13 protein-coding genes are annotated in these 17612 nt (G+C 68.0%); 2 read left to right on the top strand and 11 right to left on the bottom strand.

Annotation, left to right across the window (positions count from 1 at the left end):
• Positions 1 to 14: 14 nt before the first annotated feature.
• Positions 15 to 356 carry a hypothetical protein gene (locus WMF12_RS44525; protein ID WP_437742805.1) on the bottom strand — a complete coding sequence of 114 codons (342 nt, stop codon included), beginning with the start codon at positions 354 to 356 and terminating at the stop codon, positions 15 to 17.
• Positions 357 to 427: 71 nt separating this feature from the next.
• Between WMF12_RS44525 and WMF12_RS44520 the strand changes: the two genes are divergently transcribed.
• The gene (locus WMF12_RS44520; RefSeq protein WP_437854765.1) at positions 428 to 2293 is read left to right on the top strand and encodes a DUF2169 family type VI secretion system accessory protein; all 1866 of its coding nucleotides are present in this window, start codon (positions 428 to 430) and stop codon (positions 2291 to 2293) included.
• 209 nt (positions 2294 to 2502) lie between these two features.
• On the opposite strand, the gene WMF12_RS44515 is transcribed toward WMF12_RS44520, so the two are convergent.
• Together WMF12_RS44515 and WMF12_RS44510 are read right to left on the bottom strand one after the other, a co-directional pair.
• Positions 2503 to 2709 (bottom strand): hypothetical protein, encoded by a 207-nt coding sequence (locus tag WMF12_RS44515; protein WP_437854764.1) that lies wholly within the window; start codon positions 2707 to 2709, stop codon positions 2503 to 2505.
• A 729-nt stretch (positions 2710 to 3438) separates the two neighbouring features.
• Positions 3439 to 3705: a hypothetical protein gene (locus WMF12_RS44510; RefSeq protein WP_437854763.1), complete on the bottom strand. Its 267-nt coding sequence runs from the start codon at positions 3703 to 3705 to the stop codon at positions 3439 to 3441.
• On the opposite strand from WMF12_RS44510, the gene WMF12_RS44505 reads away from it, so the two are divergent.
• Positions 3674 to 5113, top strand: coding sequence for a type VI secretion system Vgr family protein (locus WMF12_RS44505; RefSeq protein WP_437854762.1), 1440 nt, complete (start codon positions 3674 to 3676; stop codon positions 5111 to 5113). The genes WMF12_RS44510 and WMF12_RS44505 overlap by 32 nt on opposite strands.
• A 19-nt stretch (positions 5114 to 5132) precedes the next feature.
• Here WMF12_RS44505 and WMF12_RS44500 read toward each other — a convergent pair whose 3' ends face one another.
• From WMF12_RS44500 to WMF12_RS44465, 8 genes are all read right to left on the bottom strand, one after another.
• Positions 5133 to 6332, bottom strand: a complete 1200-nt coding sequence (locus WMF12_RS44500) for an STAS domain-containing protein (RefSeq protein ID WP_437854761.1) — start codon at positions 6330 to 6332, stop codon at positions 5133 to 5135.
• Between the two features lie 788 nt (positions 6333 to 7120).
• Positions 7121 to 7465, bottom strand: a complete 345-nt coding sequence (locus tag WMF12_RS44495; RefSeq protein WP_437854760.1) for a DUF4288 domain-containing protein — start codon at positions 7463 to 7465, stop codon at positions 7121 to 7123.
• A 398-nt stretch (positions 7466 to 7863) separates the two neighbouring features.
• Positions 7864 to 9384 (bottom strand): N-6 DNA methylase, encoded by a 1521-nt coding sequence (locus WMF12_RS44490; protein WP_437854759.1) that lies wholly within the window; start codon positions 9382 to 9384, stop codon positions 7864 to 7866.
• Positions 9385 to 9403: 19 nt separating this feature from the next.
• Positions 9404 to 10408 (bottom strand): hypothetical protein, encoded by a 1005-nt coding sequence (locus tag WMF12_RS44485; protein WP_437854758.1) that lies wholly within the window; start codon positions 10406 to 10408, stop codon positions 9404 to 9406.
• 84 nt (positions 10409 to 10492) lie between these two features.
• Complete coding sequence (locus WMF12_RS44480; RefSeq protein WP_437854757.1) at positions 10493 to 11638, bottom strand: hypothetical protein; 1146 nt, start codon at positions 11636 to 11638, stop codon at positions 10493 to 10495.
• On the bottom strand, positions 11635 to 13071 hold the full coding sequence (locus WMF12_RS44475) for a restriction endonuclease subunit S (protein ID WP_437854756.1): 1437 nt from the start codon (positions 13069 to 13071) through the stop codon (positions 11635 to 11637). Before WMF12_RS44475 ends, WMF12_RS44480 begins: the two co-directional genes overlap by 4 nt.
• Before the next feature lie 137 nt (positions 13072 to 13208).
• Positions 13209 to 16112: a type I restriction endonuclease subunit R gene (locus tag WMF12_RS44470; protein WP_437854755.1), complete on the bottom strand. Its 2904-nt coding sequence runs from the start codon at positions 16110 to 16112 to the stop codon at positions 13209 to 13211.
• Positions 16113 to 16599: 487 nt separating this feature from the next.
• Positions 16600 to 17364: a hypothetical protein gene (locus WMF12_RS44465; RefSeq protein WP_437854754.1), complete on the bottom strand. Its 765-nt coding sequence runs from the start codon at positions 17362 to 17364 to the stop codon at positions 16600 to 16602.
• Positions 17365 to 17612 lie beyond the last annotated feature (248 nt).

Here is a 17612-nt window from a genome sequence, read left to right as displayed (position 1 = left end):
AGCGAGCCAGACGCTCAGCAGGCGCCGGCGCAGCCGTCGGCGCTGTTGAACCAGAGACCGCCCGAGTCCTCGCACGCGCTGCGGTCGTACCTGCCGGAGCAGCAGCGCTCCTGGCTCTCGCACACCTTCGCGGCGCCCTCGCCGCTCCGGAAGCAGCACTTCCGGCTCTCGGGCGTCTCGGGCGCGGCGGCGGGATCCTCGGGCGCGGCGGGCTCCCCGGGCGCGGTCGCCTTCTCGATGACCACCGGCACCGCGGGCGCGACGAGCGTCGCCACCGTGTCGCAGCCGAACGAGGCAATCATGACGAGGAGGGCGAGCGCCGATCCCAGCGCACGAGCGTTTCCAGCCGGCTTCATGATCGCCGTGGGTGGCATGGGCGCAGTGCGGCGGCAAGTTCGTGACGAGAGCCGTGCTATAACGCCGCGGAATGGCGAACGGTGCGGAGAAGGGCGCGGCGAAGAGCGCGATGAACCGTGGGACGAACGGCGCGACCGGGCCCGTGAGGGTCACGCCGCTGAACGGCGCAGCCGCCGCCGCCGTCGCATGGCGCAGTCGGAGCGAGCTCCACATCACCGTCATCGTCAAGGCCACCTTCGCCTTCGCGGCGGACGCGGAGATGCCCAGGGTCGAGCCGCAGCAGGTCGTCCACGGGGAGGTCCATCACGGCAACAACCCTGGGCGGAGCGTCCGGCTCACGAGCGATCTGGCGCCGCACCTGGAGCGCGCCGACGTGCTCTTTACCGGCCACGCCCACGCGCCGCCGCCCGGCGCGCCCGTGCACGCCTTGCCCGTGCGACTCGCGATCTCCGATGAGGACGGGCCCCTCCTCGACAAGGAGCTCCTGGTCAAGGACAGGGCCGGGTTCCAGCGGATGCCGCTCGTGTACGAGCGGGCGCTCCGCGGCGAGAACGACCAGGAGAACTTCCTCGGCGTGCAGGGGACGGGCGACGCGTCCGAGCCCGAGGCGAACATCGTCGATCCCCTCCAGCCGGCGCGCGCGGCCGGCTTCGGGCCCATCGCGCGCGCCTGGCCCGCGCGCAGGCGGCTGCTCGGGGCCACGCCCCGCAAGGCGCTCGACGCCGCCATCGCCGAGATCCCCGATCCCTTCGAGTGGGCCTATTACCAGGCGGCGCCCCCCGATCAGCGGACGCGTTACCTGCGCGGCGGCGAGTGGATCGAGCTCCACGGGCTCCACCCCACGCTGCCGCGCCTCCGGACGCGGCTGCCCGAGGCGCGCGGCCGAGCGCGCGTCCACGGCCTCTCGGCCTTCGGCGTGAGCGAGGGCCACCCGCTCGAGCTGAACGCGGACATCCTGCGCATCGACGGCGACGAGCAGCGCTGCACCCTCGTCTTCCGGGGCAGCCTGGTCGTCCCCGACGAGGCCGCGCTCGCGGCGGCCACCCTGGTGGCGGGGGTCGAGCTCCCCGGCGAGCCACTCGAGTGGCCCGAGCTGCCGGCGGAGCAGGGCGCCGCGGCCCATGATCCCGCCGGGGCGGCCGATGCGGCCGGCCTCGCGCGCGGCGTGGGAGGCGACGGCGACGGCGGCGACCCCCTGGGCGAGACCCAGGCCGCGCCGGCCGCCGGGGCGCGCACGGTGAGCCTCTCGGACGCTGGCGCGGCGGCCGTTGCCCTCGCCTCGGCGGCGGCGACGCCGTTCCGCCCCGGGTCGGCTCCCGGCGACATCGCCGGGCCGGCCGCGGGCACGCACGGGCCGCGGGTCGACACGGGGACCCTCTCGATCTCCTCGGTGGAAGAAGGGCCGAAGGGGTCTCCCGCCGCGACGCTGGCGCTGCTGCCCGAGGAGGACGCCGGCGCGACGGACCAGCCGGCGCTCCCGTTCCAGCCGGCGCCCCCGGGCGGCGCGCTGCCTCCCTCGATGATCAGCCGGGAGCCGGTCACGGCCGAGGAGCGCGCGGGCTCGGGCACGCTCGCGCTCGCGATGGAAGACGACTGGGAGCCGGTCGCCGGCGCGCCCGGCCCCTCCGGCACCGGCGCGCTCGCGGCCCCCCCTGCGCTCGTGCCAGCAGCCGCGGAAGCGCCAGAAACGGCGGCAGCGCCCCTCCCGGCTCCTGAGCCGGCGGCGCCACCTCCGGAGCCGCTGCTGCCGGAGCCGCCTCCCCCGCCGAGGCCAACGCTGAGCGCCTCGCCTGCGCGCTCCCCCGAGGCGGATGAGCCGCCGCCGGCCCCGCCGCCCCGCAGGCCGCCGCCTCCACCGCCCGAGCGCCCCGCGCTGCCGACCCCTTCCCCCGCCTTGAGGAGGAGCCTTTACGAACGCTTCGATCGCAAACGGTAGCTCGCCGAGCCCGCAGCGACGAGCGCGAGGGGCGCCCGCGGGCGAGGCGCCCCTCAGCAGGAGCCCCTCTCCCACGTCACGAAGGATGGATCGACGATGACGACGCGCAGACTCTCCGATTCAGATGCCCCTCAGCAGGAGACCCTCTCCCACGTCACGAACGATGAATCGACGAGGACGGCGAGCAGGCTCGCGGATTCAGACGCCCCTCAGCAGGAGACCCTCTCCCACGTCACGAACGATGGATCGACGAGGACCATGAACAGGCTCGCCGATTCAGACGCCCCTCGGCAGGAGACCCTCCCCCACGTCACGAACGATGGTTCGACGAGGACCATGAACAGGCTCGCCGATTCAGACGCCCCTCGGCAGGAGACCCTCTCCCACGTCACGAACGATGGATCGACGAGGACCATGAACAGGCTCGCCGATTCAGACGCCCCTCGGCAGGAGACCCTCCCCCACGTCACGAACGATGGATCGACGGGGACGGTGAGTAGGCTCGCCGATTCAGACGCCCCTCAGCAGGAGACCCTCTCCCACGTCACGAACGATGGATCGACGAGGACCATGAACAGGCTCGCCGATTCAGACGCCCCTCGGCAGGAGACCCTCCCCCACGTCACGAACGATGGTTCGACGAGGACGGTGAGCAGGCTCGCCGATTCAGACGCCCCTCGGCAGGAGACCCTCTCCCACGTCACGAACGATGGATCGACGGGGACGGTGAGTAGGCTCGCCGATTCAGACGCCCCTCGGCAGGAGACCCTCTCCCACGTCACGAACGATGGATCGACGGGGACGGTGAGTAGGCTCGCCGATTCAGACGCCCCTCAGCAGGAGACCCTCTCCCACGTCACGAACGATGGTTCGACGAGGACGATGCGCAGGCTCGCCGTTTCAGGCGCCCCTCAGCAGGAGCCCCTCTCCCACGTCACGAATGATGGATCGACGAGGACAGTGAGCAGGTTCGCCGTTTCAGACGCCCCTCGGCAGGAGCCCCTCTCCCACGTCACGAGCGATGGTTCGACGAGGACGGTGAGCAGGCTCGCCGTTTCAGACGCCCCTCGGCAGGAGCCCCTCTCCCACGTCACGAGCGATGGTTCGACGAGGACGATGCGCAGGCTCGCCGTTTCAGGCGCCCCTCAGCAGGAGCCCCTCTCCCACGTCACGAATGATGGATCGACGAGGACGGTGAGCAGGCTCGCCGATTCAGGCGCCCCTCGGCAGGAGCCCCTCTCCCACGTCACGAATGATGGATCGCCGAGGACGATGAGCAGGCTCGCCGATGATGGATCGACGAGGACGGTGAGCAGGCTCGCCGATTCAGGCGCCCCTCGGCAGGAGCCCCTCTCCCACGTCACGAATGACGGATCGACGATGATGAGCAGGCTCTCCGATTTGCTAGACATTCGACTCGAGCTCTCCGGCTTGTCGTCCGACCTCCTCCAGGTGAGCAGACTGTCGGGGCGCGAGGCGATCTCCCAGCTCTTCACGTTCGACGTCGAGGTGGTCTGTCCGAGCGACGCCGGGGTCGACGGACAGGCCTTCACGGGAGAGAGCGTCGCGATCGTCTTCGAGCAGAACAGGGTCGAGGTGCGGCGCGTCCACGGGATGGTCGCGGAGGTCCACGACATGCTCGCGAACCTGCGCGACCACCGGGCGTACCGCCTGCACATCGTCCCGCGCGCCTACCGGCTGGCGCTGGTCGAGACCACGGAGATCTCGATGAACAAGGCGGTGCCGGATCTCATCAAGCAAAAGCTCGAGCTCGTGGGCCTGAGCGGGAGCGACGTGGAGCTCAGGCTGACGGGCACGTACGCGCCGCGGGAGTTCGTGGTGCAGTACCAGGAGACCGATCTCGCCTTCATCAGCCGCCTGGCCGAGCACGCCGGGATCAGCTTCTTCTTCGAGCACCAGGACGGGCAGGACACGATGGTCTTCACCGACGGCGCCGGCTTCGAGCCCGCGGCCGGCGCCGAGTCCGTCCAATTCCGCGAGAACAGCGACACGCGCGACGTCTTCGAGCTCGAGGCGAGATCGCGGCTCGTGCCGAGCGTGTATGTCGCCCGCGACTACAACTACCGGCAACCGATGCTCGATCTGACGTCGGAGCACGTCCTCCCCACGGGGTACGCGGGGGGCGTGGTCGAGTACGGCGGCCATTACAAGACGCCGGCGGAGGGGAAGGCGCTGGCGCAGGTCCGGGCCGAGGAGCGGCAGGCGACGCAGCTCGTGTACGCGGGCAGGAGCGCGGTGTGCGGGCTCGGCGCGGGCGCGCGATCAACGCTGGAAGGGCACCCGAACCTGGAGTCGCTCGACCTGCTCTTCGTCGAGGTGGAGCACCGCGCGACGCTGCTGACCGGCAGAGACGAGCCGCGGCGCTACGTGAACACCTTCCGCGCGATCCCGGGCAAGAACACGTACCGGCCGCCGCGCGTCACGCCGACGCCCCGGATCGGCGGCGTCGTCACGGGGATCGTCGACGCCGGGCCGGGGGGCGGGGGCAACGACGCGCAGATCGACGATCAGGGCAGGTACATGGTCCGGTTCCTGTTCGATACGGGGGCTGCCGGCGGCGTGTCGTCCAGGCCGGTGCGCATGCTCCAGAACCACGCTGGAGCGAACTACGGCACGCATTTCCCGCTCAAGCCGGGGACCGAGGTGCTCATCGCCTTCGTGAACGGCGACCCGGATCGGCCGGTCATCGTGGGCGCCGCGCCCAACCCGCTGACGCCCTCTCCGGTCAACAGCGCGAACCGGTCGACTCACCGGATCAAGACGCAGGGAGGCATCGTCTTCGATCTCGTGGACGAGTAAGCCGCCTCGATGACGCCGCTCAGGGAGCTGGCTTCTTGCCGGGCGCGGGGCTCGCGGCGGAGGAGGCGCCCTGGGCGCCTGTCATGGCCCGGATGGCGTAGTTGAGCGCGGCGCGCAGGTTGCGTTGCGTGTTGAGCTGGGTGAGGTCGAGGCCGAGCGCGACCATGGTCTGGGCGACCGTCGGCTTGATGCCGGCGACGATGCCGTCCGCGCCGAGGAGGCGGATCGCGGTGATGAGCTGGATGAGGTGGCTCGCGACCCTGGTGTCGACGACCTCGACGCCGGTGAGGTCGAGGATGGCGAAGCGCGCCCGCTTCTCGACGATCTGCGCGAGCAGGCTGTCCATGACCTCGGCCGTGCGGACGCTGTCGACCGTGCCGACCATGGGGAGCGTGAGCACGCCGTCCCAGACCTCGATGATCGGCGTCGAGAGATCGCGGATCACCTTCTGCTGCGCCGCGATCTGGTCGAGCTGGATGCGCAGCTCCTTCTCGACGAGCCTGGAGTCCGACACGTCGAGCGACACCCCGAGCACGCCGTCGATCCGGCCGCCGGGCTCGCTGCGGAGCGGGATGAGCCATGTGTCCCAGTCGGCGCCGTGCGCCTCGCCGCGACCGCGGCGTACCTGGCCGTCGTACCATTGCCGCATGTCGGCGGCGGCCTCCGGGGTGGCCGCATAGAGGTCGTACACGCTGTGCCCGACGTGCTGCCCCCGCTTCAACCCGGCCTTCGCGGTCGACTTGCCGTCGTGATAGACGTAGATCCCGTCGCGGTCGAGCGCCCATATCGTCATGGGATCCACGTGCTCGACGAGGCCGTCGAGGATGCGTGCCTTGAGCCGGAGCGTGCTCAGCTCGTCCTCGGTCATCGGGGCGGCCGCGGGCGCGGGGCGGAGCGAGCCGAGGACGGCGCTTCGGTCGGACGACCGGCTGGCGCTGCACGACAGCGGCCGGTAGGCGCCGCCGCCGTCGCGCAGGCGCACGCTGAACGAGACGGGCTCGTCCCTCTGAAGGAGCGACGACCAGGCCGCCGAGAGCGCGGCGCGATCGTCCGGGTGCGCGAGATCCGCGAGGAGCGCGCACCCCTCGACCCCGGGGCCCAGCGCCTCGCGGAGTCCACCGCTCCCGTGGAGCAGCGCTCCGTCGGCCGAGGCGATGAAGAGCAGATCGGCAGAGCGGGCGAAGAGCTCGCCGAGCAACACGCTGGGGGCAGATTCCATCAGTCTCACGACTCCTCAGAGAGCAGAGAAGGATAAGTGTAGCGTGAACGGAGCAGGCTGCGAAAGAGCTCCCTGGCGGCCGTTATGCGATTGAGCCGGGAGAAACGCGCCACGACGTGGGGGCGCTAGCGCTAGCGTGGCGAGCGCTGCGCGGCAAGACGGTGAGCCGGCTCGCCGCTGAATGAGCTACGGCGAGGTGGGCCGAGGACGGGAAGGCGCCGCTTGCGTGGACCGGAGCGGGAGAGGTGGTGAGAGGTGCGGTGCGCCTCCACCGTCTCGAACTGCTCGAGGGCGGACCGCAGGTCCTCCACGATCTCTCCGGCGATCACGTCCGGCGCCGGCAGGTTCTCGGAGGTTTCCTGAATAAGGTCACCACACTATCTCCCTGTCGTGAGCGCTTGCCGCCGTGGCTGCGATCGTCCTGGTCGCACCGGTGATCGCCGACGCTTCGGTGCGCTAGCCTTCGCCCCTCAAGCTACCTCCTGAAACGACGGTCGTTCAGCAGCTTCCAAGCCTTCTTGTGGTCCGCTGTTGTTCCACGTCGGATCTCTCGGATCGTTGTCCACAGCAGCTGGCCTGGGAACTCACGAAGAATGGATCCCTTGCAACATCTGCCGATGAACAACATCGCAATATCGTCGAGGTTTTCGTTCGTGTTGCAGCTCTGGGCCAGCGCGAGCGGGGAACCAAACAAGGGCGGAATCGGCGCAAGAATCCCAAATAGGCTTGAGAGCACAATCCCGACAATGACGGCCCTGCGCACGCTCCACCCCCTTCCAATTCATCTGTCAGTCGATACTGCCGCCGAGCAACGGCTCGAACGCGTGGTAAGCCTCATAGCTCTTGAAGTGCCGCGCGTAGATGTCCGCGCCGTCATCAAGAGTGTCCGAAAGAACGCGGCTTACATCCACAACGTGCTTCAGCTTCCAGTGAATCTCCTGCCCTAGGATATTGTTGAAGCACGTTTCATGCGCACGGCTGTGTTGCTCGGCGCGCGCGCGTGCCTGCTCCTCACTTTCGGCGCGCACCAGCGCGAAGCACTCTTCGTACATGGGTGTGTACGATGGGTCCGGCGACCAAGACTCGTAGAGTATAACGGCAACATAGAGATCGTTGTTCGGACTGGATTCCATGGATGAACTCGCTTGCCTATGCGGCTTTGACCGGGAGTGTAACGCCGCGTGATGCCGAGATCAGCCTGCCCTGTCGCGGGGCGCGGCGGTAGGGGCCTACCTGTCCGGACGCTTCCCTTCCCTCAAGTCGGTCACCTTCCGCCGCGCAGGCGGCGGCCCCGTTGAAGCCGACCGATCAGGCGTGGCTGAGGTGAAGCCCGCGAGGTGCCGCGATCGCGCGCTCGCCGGCGTCCACCTCGACCCCGCGGCCGGTCCGCAGGCCGTGGCGCCACGCACCCCAAGCACACTCTCGTTGACGGTGCAGGACGGCGACGGAGGCAGGGTAGCTCAGCGGTCGCGAGCGGTCACACAGAGGGGACGCCCCGGGACGGACCGGGTGGGGTCACGAAGGGAGGTCCTCACGGCGAGGTGCTCCCGGCCGACGCTCGCGCTCTCAGATCGGCCTCCACCGTCTCGAACTGCTCGAGGGCGGACCGCAGGTCCTCCACGATCTCTCCGGCGATCACGTCCGGCGCCGGCAGGTTCTCGGAAGCTTCCAAGCTCTCGTCCTTCAGCCAGAAGACATCGAGGCTGCACTTGTCCCGGGCGATCAGCTCCGCATAGTCGTAGGCTCGCCACTGCCCGGTTGGATGCTTCTCGGAGAACGTCGCCCGCCGCTTGTGCAGCTCACCGGGCTTGTAGCAAGCGACGAAGTCGTCGAGATCGGCGCGCGCGAGCGGGTTGGTCTTGAGCGTGAAGTGCTGGTTCGTGCGGAGGTCGTAGACCCAAAGCTTCCTGGTCCACGGCTTCTCGCTCGCGGGCTTCTTGTCGAAGAAGAGCACGTTCGCCTTCACGCCGTGCGCATAGAAGATGCCTGTGGGGAGCCGGAGCAGCGTGTGAACGTCGCAGTCGTGGAGCAGCTTGCGGCGGATCGTCTCCCCTGCCCCGCCCTCGAAGAGCACGTTGTCGGGCACGACGACGGCCGCGCGCCCATGGATCGCGAGGATGGTCTTCACGTGCTGGACGAAGTTGAGCTGCTTGTTGCTCGTCGTCGCCCAGAAGTCCTCGCGCATGACGGTGAGCGCCTCGCGGGCCTCGTCGCCCTCCTCCGTGAGGACCACCACGCTCGACTTCTTCCCGAACGGCGGGTTGGTCAGGACCATCGAGTAGCGGGAGCCCGGATCCGCGGCGAGGCTGTCCCGGGTCTCGATGGGCGGCTGCCCTTCGTCGGCGCTCGGCCCGATGCCGTGGAGCAGCAGGTTCATCGCGCAGAGCCTGGTCACGCCGGGGACCAGCTCGACACCGCGGAGCGCGCCGAGCTTCAGGTGCTTCTTCTGCTCGCGGGTAAGGCTCGTGTGCGTCCGGACGATGTGGTCGTGCGCCGCGAGCAGGAAGCCGCCCGTGCCGCAGGCCGGGTCGCAGATCGTCTCGTCGGGCCCCGGGCGCATGACCTCGACGATGGCCTGGATGAGCGGGCGCGGGGTGAAGTACTGCCCCGCGCCGCCCTTCGTGTCCTGCGCGTTCTTCTCGAGCAGCCCCTCGTAGGCGTCGCCCTTCACGTCGGCGTCGAGCGTCGTCCACTGCTCGCGGTCGATGAGGTCCGCGACGAGGCGGCGCAGCTTCGCCGGATCCTGGATCTTGTTCTGCGCCTTGCGGAAGATGAGCCCGAGCATGCCCGGCTGCCGGCCGAGGTGGTCCAGCGTCTTTCTGTACTGGACCTCGAGCGCGTCACCGTCCTTGGCGAGCAGCGCGGGCCAGTCGTGACCGGCCGGGATGAACGGCTTGTGGTTCCACGGCGGCTGCGTGCGCTCGTGCGCCATCTTCAGGAACAGGAGGAACGTGAGCTGCTCGACGTAGTCGCCGTAGGAGAGGCCGTCGTCGCGCAGGACGTTGCAGTAGGACCAGAGCTTCTGGACGATCTGGGCGGAGGGGTTCGACACGTTCAGGGGCCTGTTTCTTTCACTCGAAGTAGACGCGCTGGATGAGCTCGCCGTGAAGTGGGTCGAAGTCCTTGTCCGTCGTGATCAGGATTGCCTGGTCGAACTCCTCGTCCGTCTCATCGCCCGGCCACTTCCCGAGGATCGCGCCGACACCGGTGGTTGCGGTCTGCGGCCGATAGAGAGCTCTCGGATCGATGCGACGACCGAAGATGGGTTTGGGGATCCTCGACCAGAAGCCGGAGACCCCTTCTCCATCCTCGATCCTCTCGGCGTCGAGCCGAAGGATGCGCCCCGAGGGGCGGTACACCGCCCGGCCATGGACCAGGACCCGACGGTTCAGGAGCACGCCGGCCGCGTCCACGCTCCCCGCAGTGAGCACGCCCCGGATTTCCTCTCCGTCATCGAGCTTGATCGCGAAGGACTGGGTGCTCACCCGAACCATGTCGAGGAGTCCAGCGATGCGCACGGCCTGGGCCCTCGGCGTGGAGGCGCTGAGCCTTCTCGCGGCCTCGACCGTAGCCCGGTCGAGCACGGCTTCGCCCGGAACGCCCGTCCGGTGCTCCTCGACCCGGAGCGCGTCAAAGCCGGCGTCGAGCAGCCGACCGAAGTGAGCGAGGTGCTGGAGCAGGGGTCGATCGAAGCGTTCGCTGTCCGGGTTGCCATCGCCGACGTCCTGGAGAACCCCGGCGAGGACGTCGAACCCCGTCCATCCGGGGGGAGGCCGTGTCGGCCACAGCTCCGTCTGGAGGTAGAGCTCCGCGGCGGCCTCGCCCAGCTTCGGGGCCTCGAAGTGAAGGGTCGTGTCGTCGTTGCCCTCGACGTCGACGAGCCGGATATCGCAGGCGGCATTGAACCAGGCCCGGGGCCGTCCGGCCGTGACGCTTCGCCCCTCGAAGGCCATCAGCACGGAGCGTCGCACCGCGACGTCGACCTGCTTGAGGGCGACGCCCAGCGGCGCGGGGGGCATGCGATGGCCGAAGCCCTTGGGGCTGGAGAGGCGGACTGCGTGGTGGACGATGGGCACGGCGGGCTCCTTCGGGGTCGTGGCTCGGCCGGAACCGGCTGCGAGAGGATAGCGCGAACTGGCGACGCCGTGCAGGGCGGGGCGTCAGGTGTCGGGCTCCTGAGTGAAGTACTCTGCCACCTTCTCGAGAAAGTTCGGCTGGAGGGACGACGCGAGCTGGAGCTTACGAATCCCCTCGACGGTTTCGCACAGTTTGTTGAACGGCAGGAAGCCACACACGTTGGGGAGCGCCTTCTCGCGAAGCGAGAAGGTCGGGCGCTGTATCTCCTGCTCGACCTTGTCGCGGCGCTCCTCGGGCGCGACAAGGTAGAGTTTGATGTCGAGGTTCGGCTGGAGGGCCAGGAGATCCGACATCCGGAGCAGGCCGGAGTAGATCGACGTGGTGCACTCGACCTCGAACGCTGCGACGATCGAGTTGCCTTTGAGCCAGAGCACGTCGATGAGCTCGATCGTCCGCGTCGTGGGCTCGTTGAATTGCGTGGGAAGCTTCTGGACCACGCGAGAAAGCTCGCCGAGCTTCTTGCCCTTCCATGTTCGGGAGCGATCGTTGCGCGCGACCCAGACGTCGAGACCCATCTCGGCGCCGAGCGTGAGGAGCGTCCACTGGATCTCCGTGTGCCGCGTGGTCGCCGCGGGTCCCTCGTCCTCCGGCGCGGCATGCACCGGGGCCGGCGGCTCTTCGGGCTCGGGCACGGTGACGTGGGCCTCGATCTTGCGACCTCCCTCGCCTTGCTCGACGTAATACCGGAGTTTCCGGGCGAGCTTCCAGGCTGGAACCGGGCGAAATACGGGCTTCTTCTGCGCGCCTTGGATCAGCTTCACGATGAGCGCGCCGTCCTCGTCGCGCTGGAAGCGGTTCGGCGACTTGCGCAGAAAGCCCTTGAACGTGCCCTTCAGCGAGGCGTCCGCATAGAAGTCCACGCGGCCCTCCAGATCGTCGAGCGGCACGCCGTGCTCCGGCTTGAGCAGGATCCGAGGCTGCACATCGAGCCGGAGGGGAAAGTCGTCGTCCTTCCAGATCTTTGCCTTCGTCTTGCTGGGTCCGATGACATCGAGCACCGCGACCCAGCGCGCGACTCCGGTGATGTAGCCGATGAACGTGTCGCCGGGCTTGATCCTCTTGAATGCTGCCTCGTTCTGCGCACCGGTGCGAAAGCCCAGGACCTTGGCTTCGGCTTTCTGGAACTCTGCGTAGGTGGTACCGTTGAAACTGCCCAGCCAGTAGGTCAAGGCTCTACCTCCGTGTCCGAGGCATGCCGGCGTGTGGCCTGACGCCGCGGCTTTTTGCGCTCGGTCGTCATCTGGTCGCTATGGATGCGCTCGAGCAGCACGCTCGCCGGCTCGTCGTTCGGATCTTGCGGGACGAGCTTGCCTTCGAACGCGCGCTTGAGGACGGATTGGCGGAGGCGCTGGGCGCGGGCGAGCTGGGCGCGAACGACTCGCTCGGTCTCATCGGCGACGGAGAGGTGGCGATCGATTTCCGCAACGATGCGCAGTTGCTCGGCCAGGGGTGGCAATGGGACGTTAAGCGGCTCCACGTCACCGTGATTAATCTGGGGCACGTTCGATCCGTCAGCAATGCTACTAAGATCCAGCCGCTGAAACCAGGCCACAAGCCAGTTTTTAGCGATCGCGACTGGTTCAACCGCCATGATGTTTAGGTCTAAGGCAGCCTCACCAACCAGGCATCGCTTTTTATTCGTCGCGATCGCGCCGCCTCGCTTCGGAAAAACAATTGAACCCACCCTGAAGATTCTCAATCCAAGTTCGACGGAGCTCCGCCGCGAAACATACGAACTACCGGTTCGCATTTCTCGCTCATTCCCCAGAAGATTCATATCGCTCACACGAAACCAAGGAATATCGCCTTCTGAACTGATACTGGAATCGATCCCCTTCGGCGTGCTTCCACTCGCAACAAACGCCAACTGTCGCACGGTCGTCCATGCCCACCCCGCTGGCAGACTGGGCAATTTGCTCGTATCTGGCTCTTGGGGGTCCTCGTACTTCGCCTTCCACCGATCGTCGCGAGGCACCTGCCCCTTGGCCTTCATGTTCGCGAGCTGGTCTGCCTCCCAACGGGCACGGCGCTCCTCCAGGATGCGCCGGAGCAGCACGTCGCCAGGCTCGTACTCACGTCCCTCCTTTGTCGCGAGCTCGGCCTCAGTGGGCACCAGCCGCCCCTCGCAGGCAGCCTTGAGAACAGAGGCGCGATAGCGCTTCAGGTTCGCGAGTATCCGCTCGAGTGAAGCCGCCCCGGCGTCGATGTCCGACAGGTACTTTTCTGCCTCCTCCAGAATTCTAGCCTGCTCGCGGAGCGGGGGAATTGGAACTGGAAGCGCTCCAAGCTTCGTCATATTGATCGAAGCAAGGTTCGTGGTCTGCTTTCCGTGCTCAAGAAAGTACTTCTGGCCGAGCGTATTAGCATACCAAGACAACAGCTTCGGATGCAATACCCCGAAGCAAATTCGGGCACGAAAAACATGATTCTGGTGTATGCAGAGTGGAAGCTCTCCATTCCAGATCCACCCTCGACCGAGCTTGTCTCGGTCCCCTCCCTCGTTAAAAAGCACATCTCCAGGGACAAGACGAAGCTCGTCGATTTCCGCAACCGAAGCCTCGATCTCCTTAACCTCAGCAAGATCGAGATAGCCACGCTGCACGTTGGCGACACGAAGGTATGGGACTAGCTGTAGTCGCTCGCCCGACGCACGACGCTGTCCCTTCGTGATGCCTCCCTTCAAGTCCGCGATCGCAGCGAGTGACGTCCATGACCACCCACGCGGCAGCTCTCCTTCCATCACGCCGCCAACACCTCGTTCAGCTCTTCCATCACCTTCTCCAGCTCCGCCCCGAACACCCTCGCCGCCTTCCCCACGCCGCCCATCCCGGCGAACGGCGCATACTCGAAATCATCGAACGAGATCTCCAGGTTCGCCGCCATGTGATCCCGTATCGCCTCCAGCCAAGCCCGCTGCTCCGCCGAGAACTTCCGCCCCTGGTTCGCCTGCTGCGTCATCCACCGCTCGAACCGCTCTTGCACCCGCTCGCGGAAGGGCACGAGCTCTTCCTCCTGGTGCAGCGCGAACCGCACGAGCGACACGACATCCGTCAGCAATCTTCCCGCCCCCGCCCCGCGGACCTTGTCGCGCTCCAGCGTCTCGTACGCCCGCCACAGCACCTCTGGCGTCCACTGCCGCGGCGGCGCCTTGATGGCGTCGGCGAGCGCCTTCACGTCCTCCGGCTTGAGCCGCTGCCGGTGCGGGCGGCTGTAGAGGATCTGGAGCGCCGTGATCTGGTCCCGGTGCTTCTGGCAGAACGCCTCGAACGTGCTCGTCAGCGCCTTCGCTCGCTCCTTCGCCTCGTCCGAGAAGCCCGCCGCGGTCACCTCGTCCTTCGTGACCGCGTCGATCGTCTGCTCCAGGCTCTTTTTGACGTCGGTGAGCGCCCTGCGCAGCTCCGGGCTCGCGCGGAGCGGCTGCACCGCGTCGCGCAGCATCTCCTTGCGCACCTTCTCCAGGACGCTCGCGGGCGGCGCCGCCCCCGCGGGCAGCCCCGCGACCACGCGGGCGCGCTCGGCCTGCGCGTCGGGGTCGATCGCCTCGATGAGCTTCGCGCTGAGCTCCGCCAGGTGCTGGCCCCCGGCCAGCTTCGCCAGCATGGCCCGCTCCTCCGCGCCGATCCGCCGGTCGAGGCGCGCCAGCCTCCCCGCGAGCGACGAGAGGACGTCGACCTTCGTGCTCCCCTGCGCCACGGCCTCGAGCAGCTTCTCGAACCCCACCGTGCGGTTCTTCTCGAGCGGCAGCGCGTCGATGAGATCCGTCTCGCAGACGCCGACGCAGTCGACCAGCACGAAGCGGTCCTTCGCGAGCGCGTCCGGCGTGACCGCCTGGAGATCCGTCGGGTTGATGACGCGCACGCCGCGGCCCTTCATCTGCTCGAAGAAGTTCCGGCTCTTCACCGCACGCATGAACATCACGATCTCGAGCGGCTTCACGTCCGTGCCCGTGGCGATCATATCGACCGTGACGACGACGCGCGGGTCGTGCCTGTTGCGGAAGGACGAGAGCAAGTTCTCTGCCTTCAGCCCGTTCGATTTGTACGTGATCTCCTCGATCTCCTTGCCATCAGGCCCGAGCCGCTTCTCGACGATCCGCGCGGTGCCCGTCTTGTAGGTGATCTTCTCGCAGAACTCGTTGCCCTTGCCGAACTCCTCCCGGACCGTCTGCACGATGTCGTCGGCGTGGCTGTCGTCCTTGGCGAAGATGAGCGTCTTCGGCACGACGCGCCGGCCAGGGAAGATCTCGGCGAAGAGCCGGTCGCGGAACGTGCGAACCACCGTGCGGATCTGGTCGACGGCGACCACCTGGCGATCGAGCGCGGCCGCGTCATACGTGAGGTCGTCGTCGAGCAGCTCCCAGCGGACCCGGCGCGTCTCGCGGTCGCGCCGGCCGACGATCTCTTCCGGACCGGCCTCCACCGTGGCGCCCTTCTCCGTGATGCGCGTGCGGATCTTGTACACGTCGTAGTCGACGTTCACCCCGTCGGCCACGGCCCGCTCGTGGTCATAATCCATGACGAGGTTCTGGCGGAAGAAGGCGAAGGTCTGCTTCGCAGGCGTTGCCGTGAGGCCGACGAGGAAGGTGTCGAAGTACTCGAGCACCTGCCGCCAGAGCGAGTAGATGCTGCGGTGGCACTCGTCGACGAAGATCGCGTCGAACGCCTCGATCGGCAGCGCCGGGTTGTAGGCGACCGGCACAGGCTCCCGGAGCAGCTCGCTCATGCTGGCCAGGCCGATCTCCTCCGCGCCGGGCGGGAGGTCCGCCTCGCCCTTCAGCATCGAGTACAGGCGCTGGATGGTGGTGATCACGACGCGCGCGACCGGATCGAGCTTGTTCGAGGTCAGCCGCTGCACGTTGTACAGTTCGGTGAACTTCCGACCGTCGTCCGGGGTCACGTACTGCTGGAACTCCTTGAGCGCCTGGCGACCGAGGTTGTCGCGGTCGACGAGGAACAGCACCCGGCTCGCGTCGCCGAACTTGATCAGCCGGTAGATCGACGTGATCGCCGCGACGGTCTTCCCCGCGCCGGTGGCCATCTGGATGAGCGCCCGTGGCCGGTTGTCGCGCAGGGACACCTCGAGGTTGCGCACCGCGCGCACCTGCGCGACCCGCAGGCCCGCTTCGGGCACGTCCGGGAACGTGAGCAGCCGCGTGCGGAAGGACGCGGGACGCTGGCTGAGCGGATCGGGACGCCCATCGACGCGGGGCAGGTAGACCGGCTCCGAGGTGATCCAGCGGCTCAGGGTCTCCGGCTTGTGGAAGTGGAACACGGCGCGGCTGCGCGGGTCGGGGTCGAGCCGGTTGGTGAAGGCCGTCTCGACGCCGGTGGACTGGTAAAGAAACGGCAGCGGCCGCACCGGCGCCGGCAGGAGGTCCGGGAGCCCGGCGGAGTACTTCTCGGTCTGCCCCTCCACACCGGTGAGCGTGGTGCCGACCTCCTTCGCCTCGATCACGCCGACCGCCTCCCCGTCGACGTAGAGCAGGTAGTCGGCGAAGCCGTGTCCGCGCTTCAGCGGGAACTCACGGATGGCGACGCCATGCGCCGCATCGAGGTTCATCGCCTGCCTGTCCTGCACGGCCCAGCCGGCAGTCCTCAGCGCGTCGTCGATGTTCTTCCGGGCAGCATCTTCGGGACGAGTCATGGGCTGGATCAGCAAGCGTAACGAAAGCAGCAGGTTCGCGTCGATACCGAGGCGTGGTGGGGGGGCATTCCACCCGGAAGCACCGGGTAGGATAACGGCGCCGGAGCAGGCGGGGGCGGGGCGCCGCCGCGGGCTGGATCGGAGCCGATGAAGGCATCGGTCGCGTGCTGGAGGGCCTCCCTAGTGCGCGCGAGGGGCTCCGCCGTCGGCACGAAGCCTTCGGTCACCGGCACGAAGGTGTCCGTCACCGGCACGAAGGCTTCGGTCGCGCGCCGGAAGCTTCCGGCGCGGGGCGCGATGCTGAATTTGCCGGGAAATTTCGTCCTCCGGCGGGCGCCGAAGGGCGCCGGGACCAGGACGGGAGCTGCAAGTCCGCGAAATGTCGTGCTCAGGACCGCGCCGGAGGGCTTCGTTTTCGCGACGGAAGCTTCCGGAGCGCGCCGGAAGGTCTCGGGCGCGCTCCGGAAGCCCTGATTGGTGTGCTGGACTACTCCAGATCGGTCGCGTCGGTCTCGTCGAGCGGTTCGCCCGGCTTGGATGGCGCGGCGGCGGGCTTCCGCTGGGGCGCCTTACGGTTTGCGAGGCCAAGGCGGATGAGGTAGCCCCGCTTCTTGACGACCGCGCGCGCCGTGGTCGACCACTCGTCGAACCAGGCGCGCAGCTTGGAGAGCGCCTCTTGCCGGCGCGCGGTCTCCGGGAGCTCGGTCGTCTCCGGCAGCGGGGAGGTCGGGCCGAGCGCCACGTCGACGAGCCCCTTCAAGCGCTTGCGCTCGTCCTTGTCGAGGCCGCGGGTCGCGAGGAACGCGACGGCCTTCTTGTCGCTCTGCTTCGTCCCGGCGCGGTCCGGGTCGGCGCCGCTCTCGAGGGCGTCGAGCCGCGCGAGGAAGGTGGCCACTCCCCGGACGGCGGCGGTGCCGGTCGAGGGCGCGAGGTCCTTGAAGACGTGAGCGTGCACGTCGGGGAAACGCCGGCGGAGCGCGGCGCCATAACGGGCGAAGTTGGGCTCATCCCACTGGTCGAGCTCCGCGGTCGCGGCGCGCTGCGCCCTGGCATCTGCGGTATCGGGCGCCGCGCTGCTCCTCCGGGGAGCGGCGAGGACGTCGAGGAGGAGCGCGCGCCCCTCCAAGATATCGTCATCGGTCATCCCCGCCTCGGCCATCAACGTGCGAATCGCGGCGACAGCGCCCATCCCCATCAAGAACTTGGTGACGCGCTCCGGCGTGGCCTCGAGGACTTCATTCGAATACTCCATGCGGATCTCCTCCCTGCCGGCCGGCAAAGCCGGACGGCGGCAATGAGAGCGGAAGTTACGATGGGAGCTCCCGGGATTGGAAGAGGATTGTCGAGCTCTCGCCGTCCTCCGCGCGTCGTTTTTTTGCTGCTCGCTGCTTCGGCCCGACCCGACCAAGATTCGAGCGTCAGCGGTTCATCGCTTCCCCTTCATCCATCATCGAGCGCTGCCGTGGTGTCGCGCAGGTGAGGCCCCTGGCCTCCCGGCGC

The organism is Sorangium sp. So ce363 (genome assembly GCF_051520435.1).
Taxonomy (GTDB): Bacteria; Myxococcota_A; Polyangia; order Polyangiales; family Polyangiaceae; genus Sorangium; species Sorangium cellulosum_B.
Note: the sequence above shows the minus strand (reverse complement) of the source record. Positions and strands in the feature narration are given on the sequence as shown.

Bases quoted from the DNA above. Each gene is read 5' to 3' on its own strand.
- WMF12_RS44525 (WP_437742805.1), bottom strand. From the start codon at position 356: ATGAAGCCGGCTGGAAACGCTCGTGCGCTGGGATCGGCGCTCGCCCTC.
- WMF12_RS44520 (WP_437854765.1), top strand. From the start codon at position 428: ATGGCGAACGGTGCGGAGAAGGGCGCGGCGAAGAGCGCGATGAACCGT.
- WMF12_RS44515 (WP_437854764.1), bottom strand. From the start codon at position 2,709: ATGGTCCTCGTCGATCCATCGTTCGTGACGTGGGAGAGGGTCTCCTGC.
- WMF12_RS44505 (WP_437854762.1), top strand. From the start codon at position 3,674: ATGATGAGCAGGCTCTCCGATTTGCTAGACATTCGACTCGAGCTCTCC.
- WMF12_RS44510 (WP_437854763.1), bottom strand. From the start codon at position 3,705: ATGTCTAGCAAATCGGAGAGCCTGCTCATCATCGTCGATCCGTCATTC.
- WMF12_RS44500 (WP_437854761.1), bottom strand. From the start codon at position 6,332: ATGGAATCTGCCCCCAGCGTGTTGCTCGGCGAGCTCTTCGCCCGCTCT.
- WMF12_RS44495 (WP_437854760.1), bottom strand. From the start codon at position 7,465: ATGGAATCCAGTCCGAACAACGATCTCTATGTTGCCGTTATACTCTAC.
- WMF12_RS44470 (WP_437854755.1), bottom strand. From the start codon at position 16,112: ATGACTCGTCCCGAAGATGCTGCCCGGAAGAACATCGACGACGCGCTG.
- WMF12_RS44465 (WP_437854754.1), bottom strand. From the start codon at position 17,364: ATGGAGTATTCGAATGAAGTCCTCGAGGCCACGCCGGAGCGCGTCACC.